General features: G+C 62.0%; 15 protein-coding genes. 6 read left to right on the top strand and 9 right to left on the bottom strand.

The window, feature by feature from the left end; genetic code table 11:
* Positions 1 to 3: 3 nt before the first annotated feature.
* The 4 genes from LOY31_RS00215 to LOY31_RS00230 are packed head-to-tail and all read left to right on the top strand — an operon-like array spanning position 4 to position 3,515.
* A complete protein-coding gene (locus LOY31_RS00215; protein WP_258712689.1) occupies positions 4 to 1,152 on the top strand; it encodes an ABC transporter permease in 1,149 nt (382 codons plus the stop codon).
* A complete protein-coding gene (locus LOY31_RS00220) occupies positions 1,149 to 1,952 on the top strand; it encodes an ABC transporter ATP-binding protein (protein WP_007954063.1) in 804 nt (267 codons plus the stop codon). Before LOY31_RS00215 ends, LOY31_RS00220 begins: the two co-directional genes overlap by 4 nt.
* 1 nt (position 1,953) lies before the next feature.
* Positions 1,954 to 2,892 (top strand): MlaD family protein, encoded by a 939-nt coding sequence (locus LOY31_RS00225; RefSeq protein WP_127796495.1) that lies wholly within the window; start codon positions 1,954 to 1,956, stop codon positions 2,890 to 2,892.
* Positions 2,889 to 3,515: an ABC-type transport auxiliary lipoprotein family protein gene (locus LOY31_RS00230; protein WP_221534972.1), complete on the top strand. Its 627-nt coding sequence runs from the start codon at positions 2,889 to 2,891 to the stop codon at positions 3,513 to 3,515. Before LOY31_RS00225 ends, LOY31_RS00230 begins: the two co-directional genes overlap by 4 nt.
* Positions 3,516 to 3,518: 3 nt before the next feature.
* Here LOY31_RS00230 and LOY31_RS00235 read toward each other — a convergent pair whose 3' ends face one another.
* From LOY31_RS00235 to LOY31_RS00255, 5 genes are all read right to left on the bottom strand, one after another.
* A complete protein-coding gene (locus LOY31_RS00235; RefSeq protein ID WP_007954056.1) occupies positions 3,519 to 4,748 on the bottom strand; it encodes a nucleoside recognition domain-containing protein in 1,230 nt (409 codons plus the stop codon).
* Positions 4,749 to 4,850: 102 nt separating this feature from the next.
* On the bottom strand, positions 4,851 to 6,182 hold the full coding sequence (gltP, locus tag LOY31_RS00240) for a glutamate/aspartate:proton symporter GltP (RefSeq protein WP_007954055.1): 1,332 nt from the start codon (positions 6,180 to 6,182) through the stop codon (positions 4,851 to 4,853).
* 697 nt (positions 6,183 to 6,879) lie between these two features.
* A complete protein-coding gene (locus tag LOY31_RS00245) occupies positions 6,880 to 7,344 on the bottom strand; it encodes an inhibitor of vertebrate lysozyme family protein (protein ID WP_007954053.1) in 465 nt (154 codons plus the stop codon).
* Positions 7,345 to 7,346: 2 nt separating this feature from the next.
* A complete protein-coding gene (locus LOY31_RS00250) occupies positions 7,347 to 7,511 on the bottom strand; it encodes a DUF1328 domain-containing protein (RefSeq protein WP_003177151.1) in 165 nt (54 codons plus the stop codon).
* Positions 7,512 to 7,578: 67 nt separating this feature from the next.
* Positions 7,579 to 7,863, bottom strand: coding sequence for a hypothetical protein (locus LOY31_RS00255; RefSeq protein WP_007954051.1), 285 nt, complete (start codon positions 7,861 to 7,863; stop codon positions 7,579 to 7,581).
* A gap of 427 nt (positions 7,864 to 8,290) precedes the next feature.
* On the opposite strand from LOY31_RS00255, the gene algB reads away from it, so the two are divergent.
* Entirely contained in the window at positions 8,291 to 9,637 is a 1,347-nt protein-coding gene (gene algB / locus LOY31_RS00260) for a sigma-54-dependent response regulator transcription factor AlgB (protein WP_007954049.1), read from the top strand.
* Positions 9,638 to 9,647: 10 nt separating this feature from the next.
* A complete protein-coding gene (locus LOY31_RS00265) occupies positions 9,648 to 11,438 on the top strand; it encodes a KinB sensor domain-containing domain (RefSeq protein ID WP_258712691.1) in 1,791 nt (596 codons plus the stop codon).
* Here the strand turns inward: LOY31_RS00265 and LOY31_RS00270 are convergent.
* The 4 genes from LOY31_RS00270 to LOY31_RS00285 form a co-directional block, all read right to left on the bottom strand.
* Positions 11,435 to 13,048: an EAL domain-containing protein gene (locus tag LOY31_RS00270; protein WP_170929372.1), complete on the bottom strand. Its 1,614-nt coding sequence runs from the start codon at positions 13,046 to 13,048 to the stop codon at positions 11,435 to 11,437. The genes LOY31_RS00265 and LOY31_RS00270 overlap by 4 nt on opposite strands.
* 75 nt (positions 13,049 to 13,123) lie before the next feature.
* Complete coding sequence (locus LOY31_RS00275) at positions 13,124 to 13,903, bottom strand: N-acetylmuramoyl-L-alanine amidase (RefSeq protein ID WP_007954046.1); 780 nt, start codon at positions 13,901 to 13,903, stop codon at positions 13,124 to 13,126.
* Positions 13,904 to 14,004: 101 nt separating this feature from the next.
* Positions 14,005 to 16,095, bottom strand: coding sequence for a diguanylate cyclase (locus LOY31_RS00280; protein WP_085606387.1), 2,091 nt, complete (start codon positions 16,093 to 16,095; stop codon positions 14,005 to 14,007).
* Positions 16,092 to 16,970, bottom strand: coding sequence for an endonuclease/exonuclease/phosphatase family protein (locus tag LOY31_RS00285; protein ID WP_258712692.1), 879 nt, complete (start codon positions 16,968 to 16,970; stop codon positions 16,092 to 16,094). The genes LOY31_RS00280 and LOY31_RS00285 overlap by 4 nt, the downstream gene beginning before the upstream one ends.
* Positions 16,971 to 16,978: the final 8 nt, after the last annotated feature.

Below are 16,978 nucleotides of genomic sequence, written 5' to 3' on the forward strand. Positions count from 1 at the left end.
CTTATGACCAGCAGCCCAATGACCGGCAGTGCCCGCCTGGACACCTCGATCACCCCTGCCCGCCTGCGGGTGACCGGGGACTGGACGCTTGCCCACTACGCTGATCTCAAGCAACTGAGCGAAACGCTCCACGGCCAGTACGACGCCGACACCCCCATCGATCTCAACGGCCTCGGCGCCCTCGACACCGCCGGTGCGTCGCTGCTGGTGGAGCTGCTCGGCTCGGAGCGGCTGGGCAAATCCGCCGAACACCCCGACTGCACGATTTCCAGCGCCGACCGCGCCTTGCTGCAAACCGTGTATCGCTCGCTGACCGACTTCTGCGTGCCGATCAAGGAGCCGGAAATCAGCGTCAGCGTGCAACTGCTGACGCGCATCGGTCGGGCCGTCGACACGGTCTGGCAGGACACCCTGCAATTGCTCGGCTTCGTCGGCCTGATCCTCGAAACCATCGCCCGCAGCCTGTTCCGGCCCAAGCGCTGGCGTATCACGCCGATGATTGCGCACATCGAACAGACTGGCCTCGACGCCGCGCCCATCGTCGCGTTGCTGACCTTTCTGGTGGGCGCAGTGGTGGCGTTCCTCGGGGCGACGGTGCTGGCCAGTTTCGGCGCCAGCGTGTTCACCGTGGATCTGGTCGGCTTCGCCTTCCTGCGCGAGTTCGGTGTGTTGCTCACGGCGATCCTGATGGCCGGCCGCACCGCCAGTGCCTTTACCGCGCAGATCGGCTCGATGAAGGCCAACGAGGAAATCGACGCCATCCGCACCCTCGGCCTCGATCCCATGGAGTTGCTGGTGGTGCCGCGGGTGCTGGCGTTGTTGGTGGCGCTGCCGATGCTGACGTTTCTGGCGATGATCTGCGGGATCGTCGGCGGTGCTGTGGTTTGTGCGGTGTCGCTGGATATCTCGCCGGCGATGTTCCTGTCGCTGCTGCAAAGCGACATAGGGATTCAACATTTCCTGGTGGGCCTGGTCAAAGCCCCGATCTTCGCGTTTCTGATCGCCGCCATCGGCTGTCTGGAAGGCTTCAAGGTCAGCGGCAGCGCCGAATCCGTTGGCGCCCACACCACCTCAAGCGTGGTGCAATCGATTTTCGTGGTGATCGTGCTCGATGCGGTCGCCGCGCTGTTTTTCATGGAGATGGGCTGGTGAGTCGTCTACCCCGCGCGCCCTCCGAGGCGGTGATCGAAGTCCGTGGCCTGTGCAATCGCTTCGGCAGCCAGAGCGTGCACGAGAACCTCGACCTCGACTTGTACAAAGGCGAGATCCTGGCCGTGGTCGGCGGCTCCGGCAGCGGCAAATCGGTGTTGCTGCGCAGCATCGTCGGCTTGCGCCGGCCCAGTGAAGGCATGGTCAAGGTGTTCGGCCAGAACCTGCCGAGCCTGCCGGAGCATGAGCGTTCGCTGATCGAGCGGCGTTTCGGTGTGCTGTTCCAGAAAGGCGCGCTGTTCTCGTCGCTGACCGTCACCGAGAATGTCGCCCTGCCCCTCATCGAACACGCCGGTCTGAGCCGCGACGACGCCGAGCATCTGGCGGCGGTGAAGTTGGCGCTGGCCGGGCTGCCGCTGTCGGCGGCGGACAAGTACCCGGCTTCGCTGTCCGGCGGCATGATCAAGCGCGCGGCACTGGCCCGGGCGCTGGCGCTGGACCCGGACATCCTGTTTCTCGACGAACCCACCGCCGGCCTCGATCCGATTGGCGCGGCGCAGTTCGACCAATTGATCCTGACCCTGCGCGACGCGCTGGGCCTGAGCGTGTTTCTGGTGACCCACGACCTCGACACGCTCTACACCATCACCGACCGCGTCGCGGTATTGGCGCAGAAGAAAGTGCTGGTGGCCGGTCCCATCGACGTGGTCTCGGAAACCGATGACGCGTGGATTCACGAATACTTCCACGGCCCTCGCGGCCGCTCGGCGCTGGACGCCGCCAAACAGCTCAACGAGGTCTGACATGGAAACCCGAGCCCATCATGTATTGATCGGCCTGTTCACGGTGATTGTGGTGGCGGGCGCCCTGCTCTTCGGTCTGTGGCTGGCCAAGTCCAGCGTCGACACCGAGTTCAAGGATTACGAAATCGTCTTCAACGAAGCGGTCAGCGGCCTGTCCCGGGGCAGCCCGGTGCAGTACAGCGGGATCAAGGTCGGCGATGTGGTCAGCCTGCGCCTCGACCCGCAGGACCCGCGTCGGGTGCTGGCGCGGATTCGTCTGGCGGGTGACACGCCGGTCAAGGAAGACACCCAGGCCAAACTGGCCCTGGCCGGGATCACCGGCACGTCGATCATCCAGCTCAGCGGCGGCACGCCAGAGAGTCCGAAACTCAAGGGCCATGACGGAAATCTGCCGACCATCGTCGCCTCGCCCTCGCCGATCTCGCGACTGCTCAATGACAGCAACGACCTGATGAGCGGAGTCAGCACGCTGCTGAGCAATGCCAATCAGATGTTCTCCGCCGACAACATCGAGCGCGTGAGCAAAACCCTCCAGCATCTGGAACAGACTACCGGTTCGATCAACGATCAGCGCGGCGACCTGCGTCAGGCCATGCAGCAACTGGCGACGGTCGGCAAGCAGGCCGGCAACATGCTCGAACAGACGTCGGCGCTGATGCGCAACGCCAACGGCTTGCTCAACGATCAGGGCAAGCAGGCCTTGGGCAGCGCCGAGCAGGCGATGAAATCCCTGGAGCAGAGCAGCGCCACCATCAACGGCCTGTTGAGCAAGAACCAGAACTCCCTCGACAGCGGCATGCAGGGCCTCAACGGTCTGGCCCCGGCGATCCGCGAACTGCGTGAAACCCTGAACTCGCTGCGCGCCATTTCCCAACGCCTGGAGGCCAACCCCAGCGGTTACCTGCTGGGCAGTGACAAGAACAAGGAGTTCACGCCATGAAGCTGACTCGCCTCGCCCTCCTCGCCGGCTTCACGCTGATCAGCGCGTGCTCGATCCTGCCCAAGTCCGAGCCGCTGGATGTCTATCGCTTGCCAGCCGCAGAGGCGCCCGCTTCGGCCGGTTCGGCGGCGGCTCAGCACTGGTCGCTGCGTCTGAACAAACTGCAGGCCAGCGAAGCGCTGAACCGGCCGGGCATCGCGGTGATTCCCCAGGGTGACGTGATCAGCACTTATAAGGCCTCGCGCTGGAGCGATCCGGCGCCGGTGCTGGTGCGCAATCGGCTGCTGGATGGCTTCCAGCGGGACGGGCGTATATCGCTGTTGAGCACCGACGACAGCAATTTCCAGGCGGACCTGGAACTGGGCGGCAGCCTGCAGGCATTTCAGACCGAGTATCAGGGCACGCAGGCCAGCGTCGTGGTGCGGGTCGATGCGTTGCTGGTGCGTGGCTATGACCAGCGGATTCTCGCCAGTCGCCGCTTCGAAGAACGTCAGCCGCTCAATGATGTGAAGGTCCCGGCGGTGGTGGCCGGATTCGGTCAGGCCAGTGATCGCCTCACCGCGAAGGTGGTGGCGTGGGCGGTGGAGCAAGGGCAGAAAGTTGCCCCACCTGCCCGGCCTTGAGCCTTAACCGAAGAACCAGTAGCAGACGCCGATAGCGCCGAGCACGCCCGCGAGTTCGGCCAGCAGCGCGCAACCGACGGCATGCCGGGCGCGCTGGATGCCCACCGCGCCGAAGTACACCGCCAGCACGTAGAACGTGGTTTCGGTGCTGCCCTGAATCGTTGCGGCCACCAGCGCCGGGAAGCTGTCCACGCCCGAGGTCTTCATCGTTTCGATCAGCATCGCCCGGGCGGCGCTGCCGGAGAACGGTTTGACCATGGCGGTCGGCAGCGCATCGACGAAGCGCGTGTCCCACCCTGCCCACTCCACCAGATGGCGGATACCGTCGAGGCCGAAGTCCAGCGCGCCGGACGCGCGCAATACGCCGATCGCGCAGAGCATCGCCACCAGATACGGCAGCAGGTTCTTGGCCACGTCGAAACCTTCCTTCGCACCTTCGACAAAGGCCTCGTAGACCTTCACCTTGCGCAAGGCGCCGATCACCAGGAACAGCATGATCAGGCCGAACAGCGTCAGGTTGCCGAGGATCGACGACAGGCCCGCCAGCGCAGTGGCCGACATCGTCGCGAGCAACGCCATGAAGCCGCCGAGGATCAGCGCGCCGGGAATCAGGTAAGCCAGCACCACCGGGTCCCAGACCCGCAGGCGCTGCATGAACGCCACCGACAGGAAGCCGACGATGGTCGAGCAACTGGTGGCCAGCAGGATCGGCAGGAACACCAGCGTCGGGTCCGGCGCACCTTGTTGGGCGCGGTACATGAAGATCGTCACCGGCAGCAGGGTCAGGGACGATGCATTGAGTACCAGGAACAGGATCTGCGCGTTGCTGGCGATGGTCGAGCTGGGGTTGAGCTCTTGCAGCGCCTTCATCGCTTTAAGGCCGATCGGCGTGGCGGCGTTGTCCAGGCCCAGGCCGTTGGCGGCGAAGTTCAGGGTGATCAGGCCGATGGCCGGGTGCCCCGCTGGCACTTCCGGCATCAGCCGCAGGAACAGCGGGCCCAGCGCTTTGGCCAGCCATTCGACGATCCCGGCTTTCTCGGCGATCCGCAGGAAGCCCAGCCACAGGGTCAGCGTGCCGAACAGCAGCACCATGACTTCGACCGACAGCTTGGCCATGGCAAAAATGCTTTCCACCATCGCCGCGAAGATCCCGGCGTTGCCGCCGATCAGCCATTGCCCCAGCGCCGAAACGGCTGCCACGATGAAGAAGCCAAGCCACAGGCCATTAAGCATCAGTCAAATCCCCCGGAAGATGCGGCGAATGATAGCGGGGTCGCCAGAAACGACAAACCCCGGATTTCTCCGGGGTTTGTCAGGGTGCCTTACGAGCGGGGATCAGTTGTTGGAAACGTCACCGGCCGGCAGTTTTTCCTTGCTGCGCCAGTGCGGCAGCGAGTTCCAGTAGCGCTGGCCCTTGGCGTCGTCGTACATGCCTTCCCAACGGGCGATGACCAGTACCGCCAGGGCGTTGCCGATCACGTTCAGGGCGGTACGCGCCATGTCCATCACACGGTCGACACCGGCGATGAAGGCCAGACCTTCCAGCGGAATACCCACACTGCCCAGAGTGGCCAGCAGTACCACGAAGGACACGCCCGGTACGCCGGCGATACCTTTGGAAGTGACCATCAGGGTCAGGACCAGCAGCAGTTGCTGGCTGATCGACAGGTCGATGCCATACAGCTGAGCGATGAAGATGGCCGCGATGGACTGGTACAGGGTCGAACCGTCGAGGTTGAACGAGTAGCCGGTCGGTACCACGAAGCTGCAGATGGCTTTTGGTGCGCCGTAGGCTTCCATCTTCTCGATTACGCGTGGCAGCACGGTTTCCGAGGAAGCGGTGGAGTAAGCCAGCACCAGCTCATCCTTGAAGATGCGCATCAGCTTGATCACCGAGAAGCCGAACATCTTGGCGATCAGGCCCAGAATGACGAAGGCGAAGAAGGCGATGGCGACGTAAACCAGGATCACCAGCTTGGCCAGCGGCAGCAGCGAAGCGAAACCGAAGTTGGCCACGGTCACCGCGATCAGTGCGAACACGCCGATCGGGGCGTAGTTCATGATCATGTGGGTGACTTTGAACATGCTTTCCGAGACGCCCTGGAACATCTTCACCAGTGGCTCGCGCAGGTCCGACTGCAGGCTCGACAGACCGAGACCGAACAGCACGGAGAAGAAGATGATCGGCAGCATCTCGCCGCGAGCCATGGCCGCGAAGATGTTCGACGGAATCAGGTTGAGGATGGTCTCGATGAACGCGTGTTCATGCTGCACTTCGGCGGCGGTCGCCTGGTACTTGGAGATGTCCACAGTGCCCAGGGTGCTCATGTCGATGCCGGCACCCGGATGGAACAGGTTGGCCAGCAGCAGGCCGACGACGATGGCGATGGTGGTGACGATTTCGAAGTAGATGATGGTCTTCAGGCCGATGCGCCCGAGCTTCTTGGCGTCGCCCACGCCGGCGATGCCGACGATCAGGGAAGAGATGACGATCGGGATCACGATCATCTTGATCAGACGGATAAAGATATCGCCTGCCGGTTGCAGGACGTTGCTGATCCACCAGGCCTTCTCGGCACTGAAATGGTTGAGCAACGCACCGATTGCAATCCCCAACACCAGACCGATGAGGATCTGCCAGGCGAGGCTAAGCTTTGCCTTCTTCATTATCTTTACCCTTACTTGCGTTTGACTCAGGCACATGCAGGAACTGGAACGCTCTTTAGCGGAAAAGTCTGTGCATCTGCCTCCGTATAAGGTGCCCCGAAGCGCGTGTTTACGGCTCTCCGGCAGGCGAAAAAAGGCGCAACTATTCCGATGCAAGGTTGCGCCGTCTAATGCCGTAAACGCCTACCCTATGCCGAATCGGCATGAGCTTTTTTAAATGAAACTGGCGTCCCAACCGGTTCGAATACGACATTTCGGCAGGCATAAGTGCCGTGAACCGGCCATTACAGCGTAGGTTGGTTATTTTTTGAACGAGTGATTTCAACGAAAAATTTAGGAAAAAGCCTACGTTCGGAATCTAAAAGTCCGACTTACTCGATCGACTCTTTCTCGATATACGGTCGCGAGGAAACACCGCGAAATGCTTTCGCACGCAGTGTGAGCGATAAAAAAGACGAGCAGAACGCTCTGGATCAACGTTTTGTCACGTTGAAAGCTCAGCGCAAGTCCGTCGAACCGCTCCGGTTGGCGAACTTGCGTCGCAGCTTTTACCCTGACCCGGCCCTCATCGCAGGCACTCCCTGTACCCGTAGGTCACTCCGACCCTGCAACAGTCAGAACGTCCCGGCCCCCTGGTCATGCACCGGCCTTCCTCGGGCGGGTGCAATGGAGGACAGCCTTTCAGGTGTCCTCATGTTCAATACCAGTTCGGATCTTTCTTCAGCGTTTCCATCAACAGATCCTGCATGCCCTGGTCGGGCTTGCCGAGGAAGCGGTAGGTGGCATGTCGCGTTGGCGACTTGTCCGCCGGCAGCCCTTCGGGCACATCGACCAGCATGGCGTAAGCGTGTTTCTTGTCGAAGCTGAAGGCGACGATCAGGCGGTGGTTGAGGCATTTGTCCTGCGATTCGCAGAGCGGCCCCACCAGATACTGATCGCCATCTTCAGTCACGGCATTCATCTGTTGGTCCGGCGCGCCGGAGAGGTTCATCACCCATTCCGGCAGGCGTTCTTCCTTCTTCACCACGCCTTCCCATGTTTCCCTGTATTGCGGGTCGGAACTCAACAGTTCGTTGACCCGCGCCTGGCCGTCATTGGCCGCCATCGCCATGGCACTACCGCCCAGGAGCAGGGCGGCTGCCAGTGTCTTTAAACCCTTCATGTTCAACCTCGACCGCGACGGCCAAAGAAGAAGGAAGCGATGAACATCACCAGGAACACGACAAAGAGAATCTTGGCGATACCCGTGGCGGTGCCCGCGATACCACCGAAGCCCAGTACTGCAGCGATGATGGCAATGATCAGGAATGTGATTGCCCAGCTCAACATGGTGATTCTCCTTGCTTCTATTTAGGGGTGTTGCCGGTCTCGGCGCGGGGGCGCCCAGATTCGTTGATCAGAAAACCCAGCGTTCTTCACGGGGCATGTCGCCCAGTGGCTGTGGCTGGTCGACGTCCATCATGCGCATCGCGCCGTTGTCGGCCTGGCTGCTGCTGACGGCGCTGAAGTGCGTCTGCGTCGCGTGTTGCATGGAAATCAGGGGCTCAGGTTGCTGACTCTGCTCCCAGCGCAGGTATTGCTGGCAGGCGATCAGCGTGATCAACAGCGCAAGTGCGCCAAACAGGGCCTGCTGCAAGTGCAGTGGCGAGATACGCATTTGGGCGGCACGTGGGCGAGTCATCCTGGGTTCCTCACTCTTATTCGGTTGGGGCAGTGCATTTCTGCCCGGGCTGAGAGAGGTATTGCAGCCTGCATGCCAGCTTTTTTGTTTAAAAAAAACCAATAAAATCAGATAGTTATAGATGGCGCGAAAATTCCTGACGACGCATCCTGCACGATGGCCCGCGCAGGGTCGTGCGTAATGCACGATTATTTCGTAGGAGAAATCATTATTTTTGAATTGAGGGCAGGGTGCGGATGTCAGAAAAGGAGGCAGGAAACCGCCTTGAAACTGTGCGATGTTTAAAAAATCAACAAAATCAGCGGATTAGCCGTGAGGGCAGGAGAGAGCTACCCTGCTATGACCGGAATCGATCAGAATCAACCATGCAACTTGCCCGATTTTTCCGGGACTAACCCAAGACATTCACTTATGGAGCGTAGGAAAAATGGAATCAGCCACTGAGCACCAAGGCCGCATTCTGCTGGTGGACGATGAATCCGCCATCCTGCGAACCTTTCGTTATTGCCTCGAAGACGAAGGTTATACCGTCGCCACCGCCAACAGCGCGGCTCAGGCTGACGCGCTGCTGCAACGTCAGGTGTTCGATCTGTGCTTCCTCGATTTGCGTCTGGGCGAAGACAACGGTCTCGATGTATTGGCGCAGATGCGCATTCAAGCGCCGTGGATGCGGGTCGTGATCGTCACCGCCCATTCGGCTGTCGACACCGCGGTGGACGCAATTCAGGCCGGCGCTGCCGATTATCTGGTCAAGCCGTGCAGCCCGGATCAACTGCGTCTGGCGACCGCCAAGCAGCTTGAAGTACGTCAGCTCTCGGCGCGTCTGGAAGCCCTCGAAGGCGAGATCCGCAAACCCAAGGACGGTCTCGATTCTCACAGCCCGGCGATGAAAGTCGTACTGGAAACCGCGCGGCAAGTGGCGGGCACCGACGCCAACATTCTGATCCTCGGCGAGTCCGGCACCGGTAAGGGTGAACTGGCCCGAGCGATTCATGGGTGGAGCAAGCGCGAGAAGAAATCCTGCGTGACCATCAATTGCCCGTCGCTGACCGCCGAACTGATGGAGAGCGAGCTGTTCGGTCACAGTCGTGGCGCGTTCACCGGGGCCAGCGAAAGCACGCTGGGGCGAGTCAATCAAGCCGATGGCGGCACGCTTTTTCTCGACGAGATCGGCGATTTTCCCCTGACTTTGCAACCCAAGTTGCTGCGCTTCATTCAGGACAAGGAATACGAGCGGGTAGGGGATCCGGTTACCCGCCGCGCCGATGTGCGGATCCTTGCCGCCACAAACCTCAATCTCGAAGACATGGTGCGCGACGGGCGTTTCCGTGAGGACCTGCTCTATCGCCTGAACGTCATCACCCTGCATCTGCCGCCGCTGCGCGAGCGGGCCGAAGACATCCTGACCCTGGCCGACCGTTTCCTCGCTCGCTTTGTGAAGGAATACGCGCGCCCGGCCCGGGGTTTCAGCGACGAGGCTCGCGAAGCACTGTTGGGTTATCGCTGGCCCGGCAACATCCGTGAGCTGCGCAACGTGGTCGAGCGGGCCAGCATCATCTGCCCGCAGGAGCGTGTGGAAATCAGCCACCTCGGCATGGCCGAACAACCGGCGAACAACGCGCCACGGGTTGGCGCCGCGCTGAGTCTCGACGAACTGGAGAAGGCCCACATCGGCGCAGTACTGGCGACTGCCGGCACTCTCGATCAGGCCGCCAAGACTCTGGGGATCGACGCCTCGACCCTGTATCGCAAGCGCAAGCAGTACAACCTGTGAGCGCCCGCCGATGAAACTGGCGATGAAGTTGCGGACCCGCTTGTTCCTGAGCATTTCCGCGCTGATCACCGTGGCCTTGCTCGGGCTGATGCTCGGGCTGGTCAGCGTGATGCAGATGGCCGGCACCCAGGAGGCGCTGATCCGCAACAACTTCGTCACCCTCGATCTGGGGCTCAAGCTGCGGCAGACGCTTGGCGATCAACTGATCATGATGCTTGCCGAGAAACCCGATCCCGTGGCGTTCGAAGCATCCAAACAACGCTATTTCGAATTGCTCGACGAGGGTATCGCCCAAGAGCAGAAAAACGACAATCGCCAATATGGCTTCAGTCAGGCGAAGAGCGATTACCTGACCTTCCTTGAGGCGTTCGATATCTCCCGCGATCCGGGCGCCGCCCTGAGTGGTAGTGGCGACTTGCGCGAACGATTCAACACCCTGCGTAACGGTTTGATCACCGAGCACAAGCACGCGCTGGATAACATCAACGCTGTCCAGCACGCTGCCCGTGACCGGGCGCTGCTGATTTCCGGCCTGCTCGGGCTGGTGGGGCTGGCAGTGCTGATCATTGGTTTCGTTACCGCCCAGGGCATTGCGCGGCGTTTTGGTGCGCCGATCGAAGCGTTGGCTAAAGCCGCAGACAATATCGGCCAGGGCAATTTCGAAGTGACCCTGCCGGTGTCCTCGGCGATGGAAATCAATCTGCTGACCCGCCGCTTCGGGCTGATGGCCGAAGCCCTGCGCGAACACCAGGCGACGAACGTCGACGAACTGCTCGCTGGCCAGCAGCGCCTGCAAGCGGTACTCGACAGCATCGATGATGGTTTGCTGATGATCGACCGTCAGGGTCGTCTGGAACACTTGAACCCGGTGGCCCAGCGACAATTGGGCTGGGACAGCGACCGTTTCGGCGAGGGCCTGGGCACAGCGCTTCAGCGTCCGGAGCTGGATGCACAACTGCAACTGGTGTTGCGCGGCGGCACCCTCGAGCGCGCGCCGGAAGACTTGAGCATCGAGGTCGATGGTGAATCGCGCCTGCTGACCTACAGCCTAACGCCGGTCAGCCATACCCAGGGGCATATCCTCGGCGCCGTGATGGTCTTGCATGACGTCACCGAACAGCGCGCCTTCGAGCGGGTGCGCAGCGAGTTCGTGCTGCGCGCCTCCCACGAATTGCGCACACCGGTCACGGGCATGCACATGGCGTTCGGGCTGTTCCGCGAGCGGGCGAAGTTTCCTCAGGAGTCGCGCGAGTCCGATCTGCTCGACACGGTTAATGAAGAAATGCAGCGCCTGATGCAGCTGATCAACGATCTGCTGAACTTCTCGCGCTATCAGAGCGGTTTGCAGAAGCTCACGCTGGCGCCGTGTTCCATCGAGGATCTGCTGGAACAGGCGCGTTTGCGTTTCGCCGATTCGGCGGCGCAGAAGGGCGTTACCCTGCAGGTCGAAGCGCAGGGCCCGCTGCCACGCTTGCAGGCGGATCAGGCGCAGCTTGATCGAGTCCTCGACAACCTGATCGACAACGCCTTGCGCCACACGGCGCGCGACGGGCTGATCCGCTTGCAGGCCCGGCGCCATGGCGAGCGGGTGATCATCAGCGTCGAAGACAACGGCGAAGGGATTGCCTACGGTCAACAAGGGCGGATCTTCGAACCGTTCGTTCAAGTCGGGCGCAAGAAGGGCGGAGCCGGGCTGGGTCTGGCGCTGTGCAAGGAAATTGTGCAGTTGCACGGTGGGCGGATGGGCGTTTACTCGCGGCCGGGGCAGGGCACGCAGTTCTACATGGCGCTGGCGGTCTAGGCTTCGTCGTCAATCCGGCGGCCGGCTAGCCGCCGACCACGGGTGATCAGTTCGATGAACTGCACCGCGCTCAAAGCGTGGGCGAACAGCCAGCCCTGACCGAATTTCACCCCTTCGCTGCTCAGCAGCTCGGCCTGGGATTCATATTCGATCCCTTCGGCGATCACCTTCAGGTCCAGCGCCTGGGCCATGTGAATGATGTGCGGCGCGACACCGCTGCTGGCGGCGTCATGGCCGAGGGCGTCGATGAAGGCCTTGTCGATCTTCAAGCAATCCACCGGCAAGGTTTGCAGGTAGGCGAGGCTGCAATAGCCGGTGCCGAAATCGTCGATCAGCACCTGATGCCCGACATCCCGCAGTGCTTGCAGGTTTTCCCGGGCTACCACCACATCGATCAGACCGCGTTCGGTCACCTCGAAAGCAATCTGCCGCGCCGCCACCCGGTGCAGGGTCAGCAGCCGCGCCATGACCTGGCCGATGCGCGGCACCATCACGTCGCAGGCGGCCAGGTTCACCGAGATGTACAGCTGCGGATTGGCTCGCAGCAATTGGCCGAGCTGCTCGAGCAAGCGTTGCAGGACGAAGTCGGTCATCTGGCGAATCTGCCCGGTGTTCTCGGCCATCGGGATGAACAAATCGGGGCTGGTCAGCGTGCCGTCCGGCCGGCGCCAGCGCAGCAGGGCTTCGGCGCCGACGCAGTTGCGGCTGTCGAGATCGAAGATCGGTTGATAAAGCACCTGCAACTCGCCCCGGCGGATCGCGCCGTGCAGCTCGGCATCCAGCGACTGGCGCTGGCGCACGATCCAGAACACCAGAACGCCTACCAGCGCACCGAGCACCAGACAGAACGGCACCATCCACCACCAAAGCTCCGGAATGTGCATGCCCGAGCGCGGGCTGATCAGCACCAGTTGGTATTCCGGGTTATCGGTGGGCATGCGGTAGATCAGGTGCGACTGGGTGACTTGCAGCGCATCCGGAGTTTTCGGCGGCCAGGGTTCAGTGGGTGGCCAGGCTTGTGGAACGCCGAGTACCGGAATCGCCCGGGTCCCGTGATCCAGCACCACCAGCAGGCTGCTGCCGGGCGACAGGTCGACCATGTCGGTCAAATGCCCGCGTGAAGTGGCGACGCGAAAGTTGCCGCGCCCGAGCATCAGCGCTGCGCGGTTTTCATCGGGTTCGGTGGTGGTGTTCAGCCAATAGCTGTAGGTCGGGCCTTTGATGTCCGGAGGACGGATCACCGACAGGCCTTCCTGGCGCGGACGGTTGGAGCAGATCCGCGTGGCGTCCATATAGGCGGCTTCATAGACGAAGCGATAGTTGAACGTCACTTGCTGCAACGTGGCAATCATTTCGTCGTCGCAGCTGCGCAAGGGCTGGGCTTCGAGGTCGTCGAGGCTTTCGCGCAGCTGGCCGAACAGTTGCTCCAGACGCGCCAGGAACCGCTCGCCCTGGGCGTTCATTTCCTGGCTCTCGCTTTGTTCGACCTGGCGCATGGCCACGAACAGCCCGCCGGTGATCAGCAGGCTCGCACTGAGGACAGCCGCGATCATCGCCAGAAACCAGGGGCGATAAAACCAGCTACGCAGCGTCTCTCGAGTAGCAACCATCATGGATATCCGAAGAATTACCAATGAGTTATAGCTGCTGATTGCACTTTCGCCCTGACCGTCGGGCGGGCGTCATTATTTTGTCTGATTCAGCACCAGCAGCAACGCTGCCGTTTGCGCATCCGGCGTGCCGTCAAAGCGCGTAGGGCGGTAGTGCATCTGGAAGGCCGCGAGCACATGGCGGGTCGCCACATCCAGCTCCCCGGTCTGCGGCGTCGAGTAGCCCAGGCGCGCCAGTTGGCTCTGGAACCAGGTGATGCTCGGCAGCTCGGCGTCGAACTGCGCCTGTTGGCGTGCCACGGCTTGTTCGTTGGGCCAGAGCCCCAGCCCTTCGGCCGCCAGGCGCTTCCAGGGGAACAGCGGTCCCGGGTCGAGCTTGCGCAGCGGGGCGATGTCGCTATGGCCGATGATGTGGCGCGGGCTGATGCCCTGGCGCTTGCTGATGTCCTTGAGCAGAACGATCAGCGATTGCACCTGGGCTTCGCTGTAGGGATACCAGAGGCGCCCGGTCGGCGTGTCCTTGAAGCCCGGATTGACGATCTCGATGCCGATCGAGCTGGAGTTGAGCCAGGTACGGCCTTGCCATTCGCTTTCGCCGGCGTGCCAGGCCCGCAGGTTTTCGTCCATCAGCTTGTAGATGGTGGCGTTCTTGTCGTCGCCGATCAGGTAATGGCTGCTGACTTCGCCGTGGGTCAACAACTGCAATGAGCGTTCGAGTGAAGCGGAGGTGTAGTGCACGATCACAAATTGCACGCGACTGTCGTGATTGACCGAAGGATGGCTGGTGTCAAAACGCGGGCCGCTGGCACAACCGGCCAGTAAGAGTAGCGACGCGAGCAGGGTAAAAAATTTCATGGCAGAGGGCAGTACACGCAAGACGATAATGCAACAGTGTAACGTATCGCCTTGCGCTTCGACGCTTAAAGGGCTGATTTAAACAATATGGAACAATTGCCTCAGCCCAGCTCCACCCGGTTACGCCCTGCGTTTTTCGCCCGGTAAAGCGCCTGATCGGCTCTTTTGAGCACCAGATCGCTGTGTTCTCCCGGCCGGAACGCCGCCAGCCCCATGGAAACCGTGATCGTGACGCGCTCGCCCTTGAAGTGAAACGGGCAGGCTTCGATGGAAGCGCGCAGGGTTTCCAGGAGTTTGGTGCCGACGGCCGGCGGAGTGGCCGGCAGCAGCAATACAAATTCCTCTCCACCAAATCGGGCAATGAAATCGCTGCCACGCAGGCGTTTGCGCAGCACCGTCGCGATGATCTTCAACACCTTGTCGCCGGCCAGGTGGCCGTAGTTATCGTTGATCCGTTTGAAGTGATCGAGGTCGAGCATGGCCAGGCTCAGGGTGTTGCCATGTTGCTGCCATTGGGCGATTTCATGTTCGAGCCGTTCGGTCCAGGCCGCGCGGTTGGGCAGGCCGGTGAGGGGGTCGATCAGGGCTTTCTGGCGCTGCTCTTCAAGGTGTTCGCGATAGCCGAGTGCTTCCTGCTCCATGTGCGCGACGCGCTCGGCCAGGCTTTTCAGGCGTCCGGCGACCTCCTGTTCTCGGGCGTCACGCTGCTTCTGGTGCTGATCCATCGTGCCGAGCAGGCCTTCGAGGTGGTTTTCCAGCACTTGCTTGAGATCATCCAGATCGGCCGCTTCCTGCACGCTGTTCTGCAAGCCGTCGACCTGTTCGCGGATCTGCGTGTCCATCGCCCGCGCCGCGGAGCTGTTGTCGGCGTGGCCTTCGCTGGCGGCCTGCAAGTTGCTCTGGAACGCTTCGAGGCGTTCGTTGAGTTGCTGCAAATAAGCTTCGAATTCGTGCTGGCCGCTGTCGGTAATCGCCAGCATCAAGGTCGCCAGATCGTCGAGGATCGGCAGCAGTTCGTACCAGTTCAGACCGTTTTTCAGGCGATCGCGCATGGCTTCGGCTTGCGGGCGGTGGCGCTCCGGCAGGGTCAGGTCGTCCAGCAACCCGATCAGCGTGTCTTCGATGTGTTTGGCGACCGAGCTGTAGGATGGTTCTGGCGAGTCCGGCAGGGCGTAGAGGATGTCGTGCTCGGATTGCTCGGGATCGATTGCGGCCAATGCCTGGGCGATGGGCTCGGGCAGGGGCAGGCTGTCGAGGATCACCGGCGGCGGGGTATCGCCGGGGTGGATCAGTTCGTCCGGGTTGATGGCTGTTGGCACTGTCGGCGCGAAAACCGGTGGAGGCGTGAAAGCCTGCGGCTCCGGTTTTGGCTCGGCGGGTTCTGGTTCGCTAGAGGCGGTAGGAGCTTCGGTGAGGATTCTGGCCGGCTCGAAGGCCACCACCTCCGGCTCCGCATGATACTCGGGGGTTGGCTCCGGAATTTTCGCTGGTTCGGCCACGGGGGCGGCGATCGGTGCTTGGCTGACGGGCGTAGAGGCGACCGGTTCGGCGGTCGTGACAGGCGCTTCCTGCAAGGGCGCTGTTTCATGCGTGACGGGCGCTTGCTCTGACGGTGCGGGCGGTGCCGCCACGGCAGGCTGGGTCGCCGTCGCAGGCGTTTCCTCGTTGTCGCGGCTGCCGAACAGACGCTGCAACAATCCGGGGCGTCCCGGTTCTGCCGGGGTCTCCAGCTGGCTCAAAGCCTTGCCCTGCAAGCCGCTGAGTTCGCTGAGCAGCAGCGGCATTTCCCTTGCCTGACTCACCCGGCCGTCCAGCTGCTTGGCGAATTTCTTCAGCGGCTGGGCCACATCGCGGGGCAGGGGCAGGGATTGCAACTGAGTGACCAGCGCAGTCAGTGCAGTGCTGACCTGTTCGATCCGGGTTTCCCGGCGCTGCTCGGAATCAAGCACGGCTTTTTCCAGGCGCGGCAGCAAGGCGGCGAGGCCGGCGTCCATGTCATCGGTGCGCACCACGTCGCGCATCTCTTTCATGCACTGATCGACCACGCGGTCGGTGCCTTCCGCCGCCAGGGTGCTGCGCACCAGGCCACGGCGCAGCAGGTCGAGCCGGGCGTCCCATCGACGTTCGAGCTTTTCCTGTTGTTCGATGCTTTTGAGGTATTTCTCTTTCCAGCGCTGGGCTTCGTCGCTCATTCAGGGGTTCCGCGAAGGGCAGTGCTCAACGCGGGCAATGCATCGGCCGTGAGCGAACCCGGCAGACGAATCTCTACCGCGACCGGCAGGTGATCGGAAATCGGTTGTGCCAGCACTTCGACCTTTTCCAGGGTCAGGGTCGGGCTGAGCAGAATATGGTCCAGGCAGCGCTGGGGGCGCCAGCTGGGGAATGTCGCTTCGAGTTGCGGGGCCAGCAGGCCGAGGTCGCGCAACGGCGAGTGTTGCAGCAGATCGCTGGCGTGGGTGTTCATGTCGCCCATCAGCACCTGATGCTTGTAGCCGCCGATCAGTTCGCGGATGTAGGCCAGCTGCATGCTACGCACCCGGGCGCCGAGCGCCAGGTGCATCATCACCACCACCAGCGCTTCCGGGCCTTCGCCGAAGCGCACCAGAATCGCACCGCGTCCCTTCGGACCCGGCAGCGGATGGTCTTCGATCGCCCACGGCCGCAGGCGACTGAGCACGCCATTGCTGTGCTGGGCCAGTCGGCCAAGGTTGCGATTGAGTTGTTGATACCAGTAGGGGAAGGCGCCGAGCTGGGCCAGATGTTCGACCTGATTGACGTAGCCTGAACGCAGGCTGCCGCCATCGGCTTCCTGCAGGGCGACCAGATCAAAGTCGCCGAGCAGATTGCCGATCTTTTGCAGATTGGTGGAGCGCCCGGGGTGCGGCAGCAGATGCTGCCAGCTGCGGGTCAGGTAGTGCCGATAGCGCTCGGTGCTGATGCCGACCTGAATATTGAAGCTGAGCAAGCGCAGACGGCTGTCTGCGGGCAGGCCCGTCGATTCCAGGTGATGCTCGTTGACCTGCGGATCATGCAGGCCAACGACGCTTTCGGTTCCCCAGCGGCGCATGGCGATTG

The sequence above is a fragment of the Pseudomonas sp. B21-021 genome (assembly GCF_024749205.1).
Classification (GTDB): domain Bacteria; phylum Pseudomonadota; class Gammaproteobacteria; order Pseudomonadales; family Pseudomonadaceae; genus Aquipseudomonas; species Aquipseudomonas paraglycinae.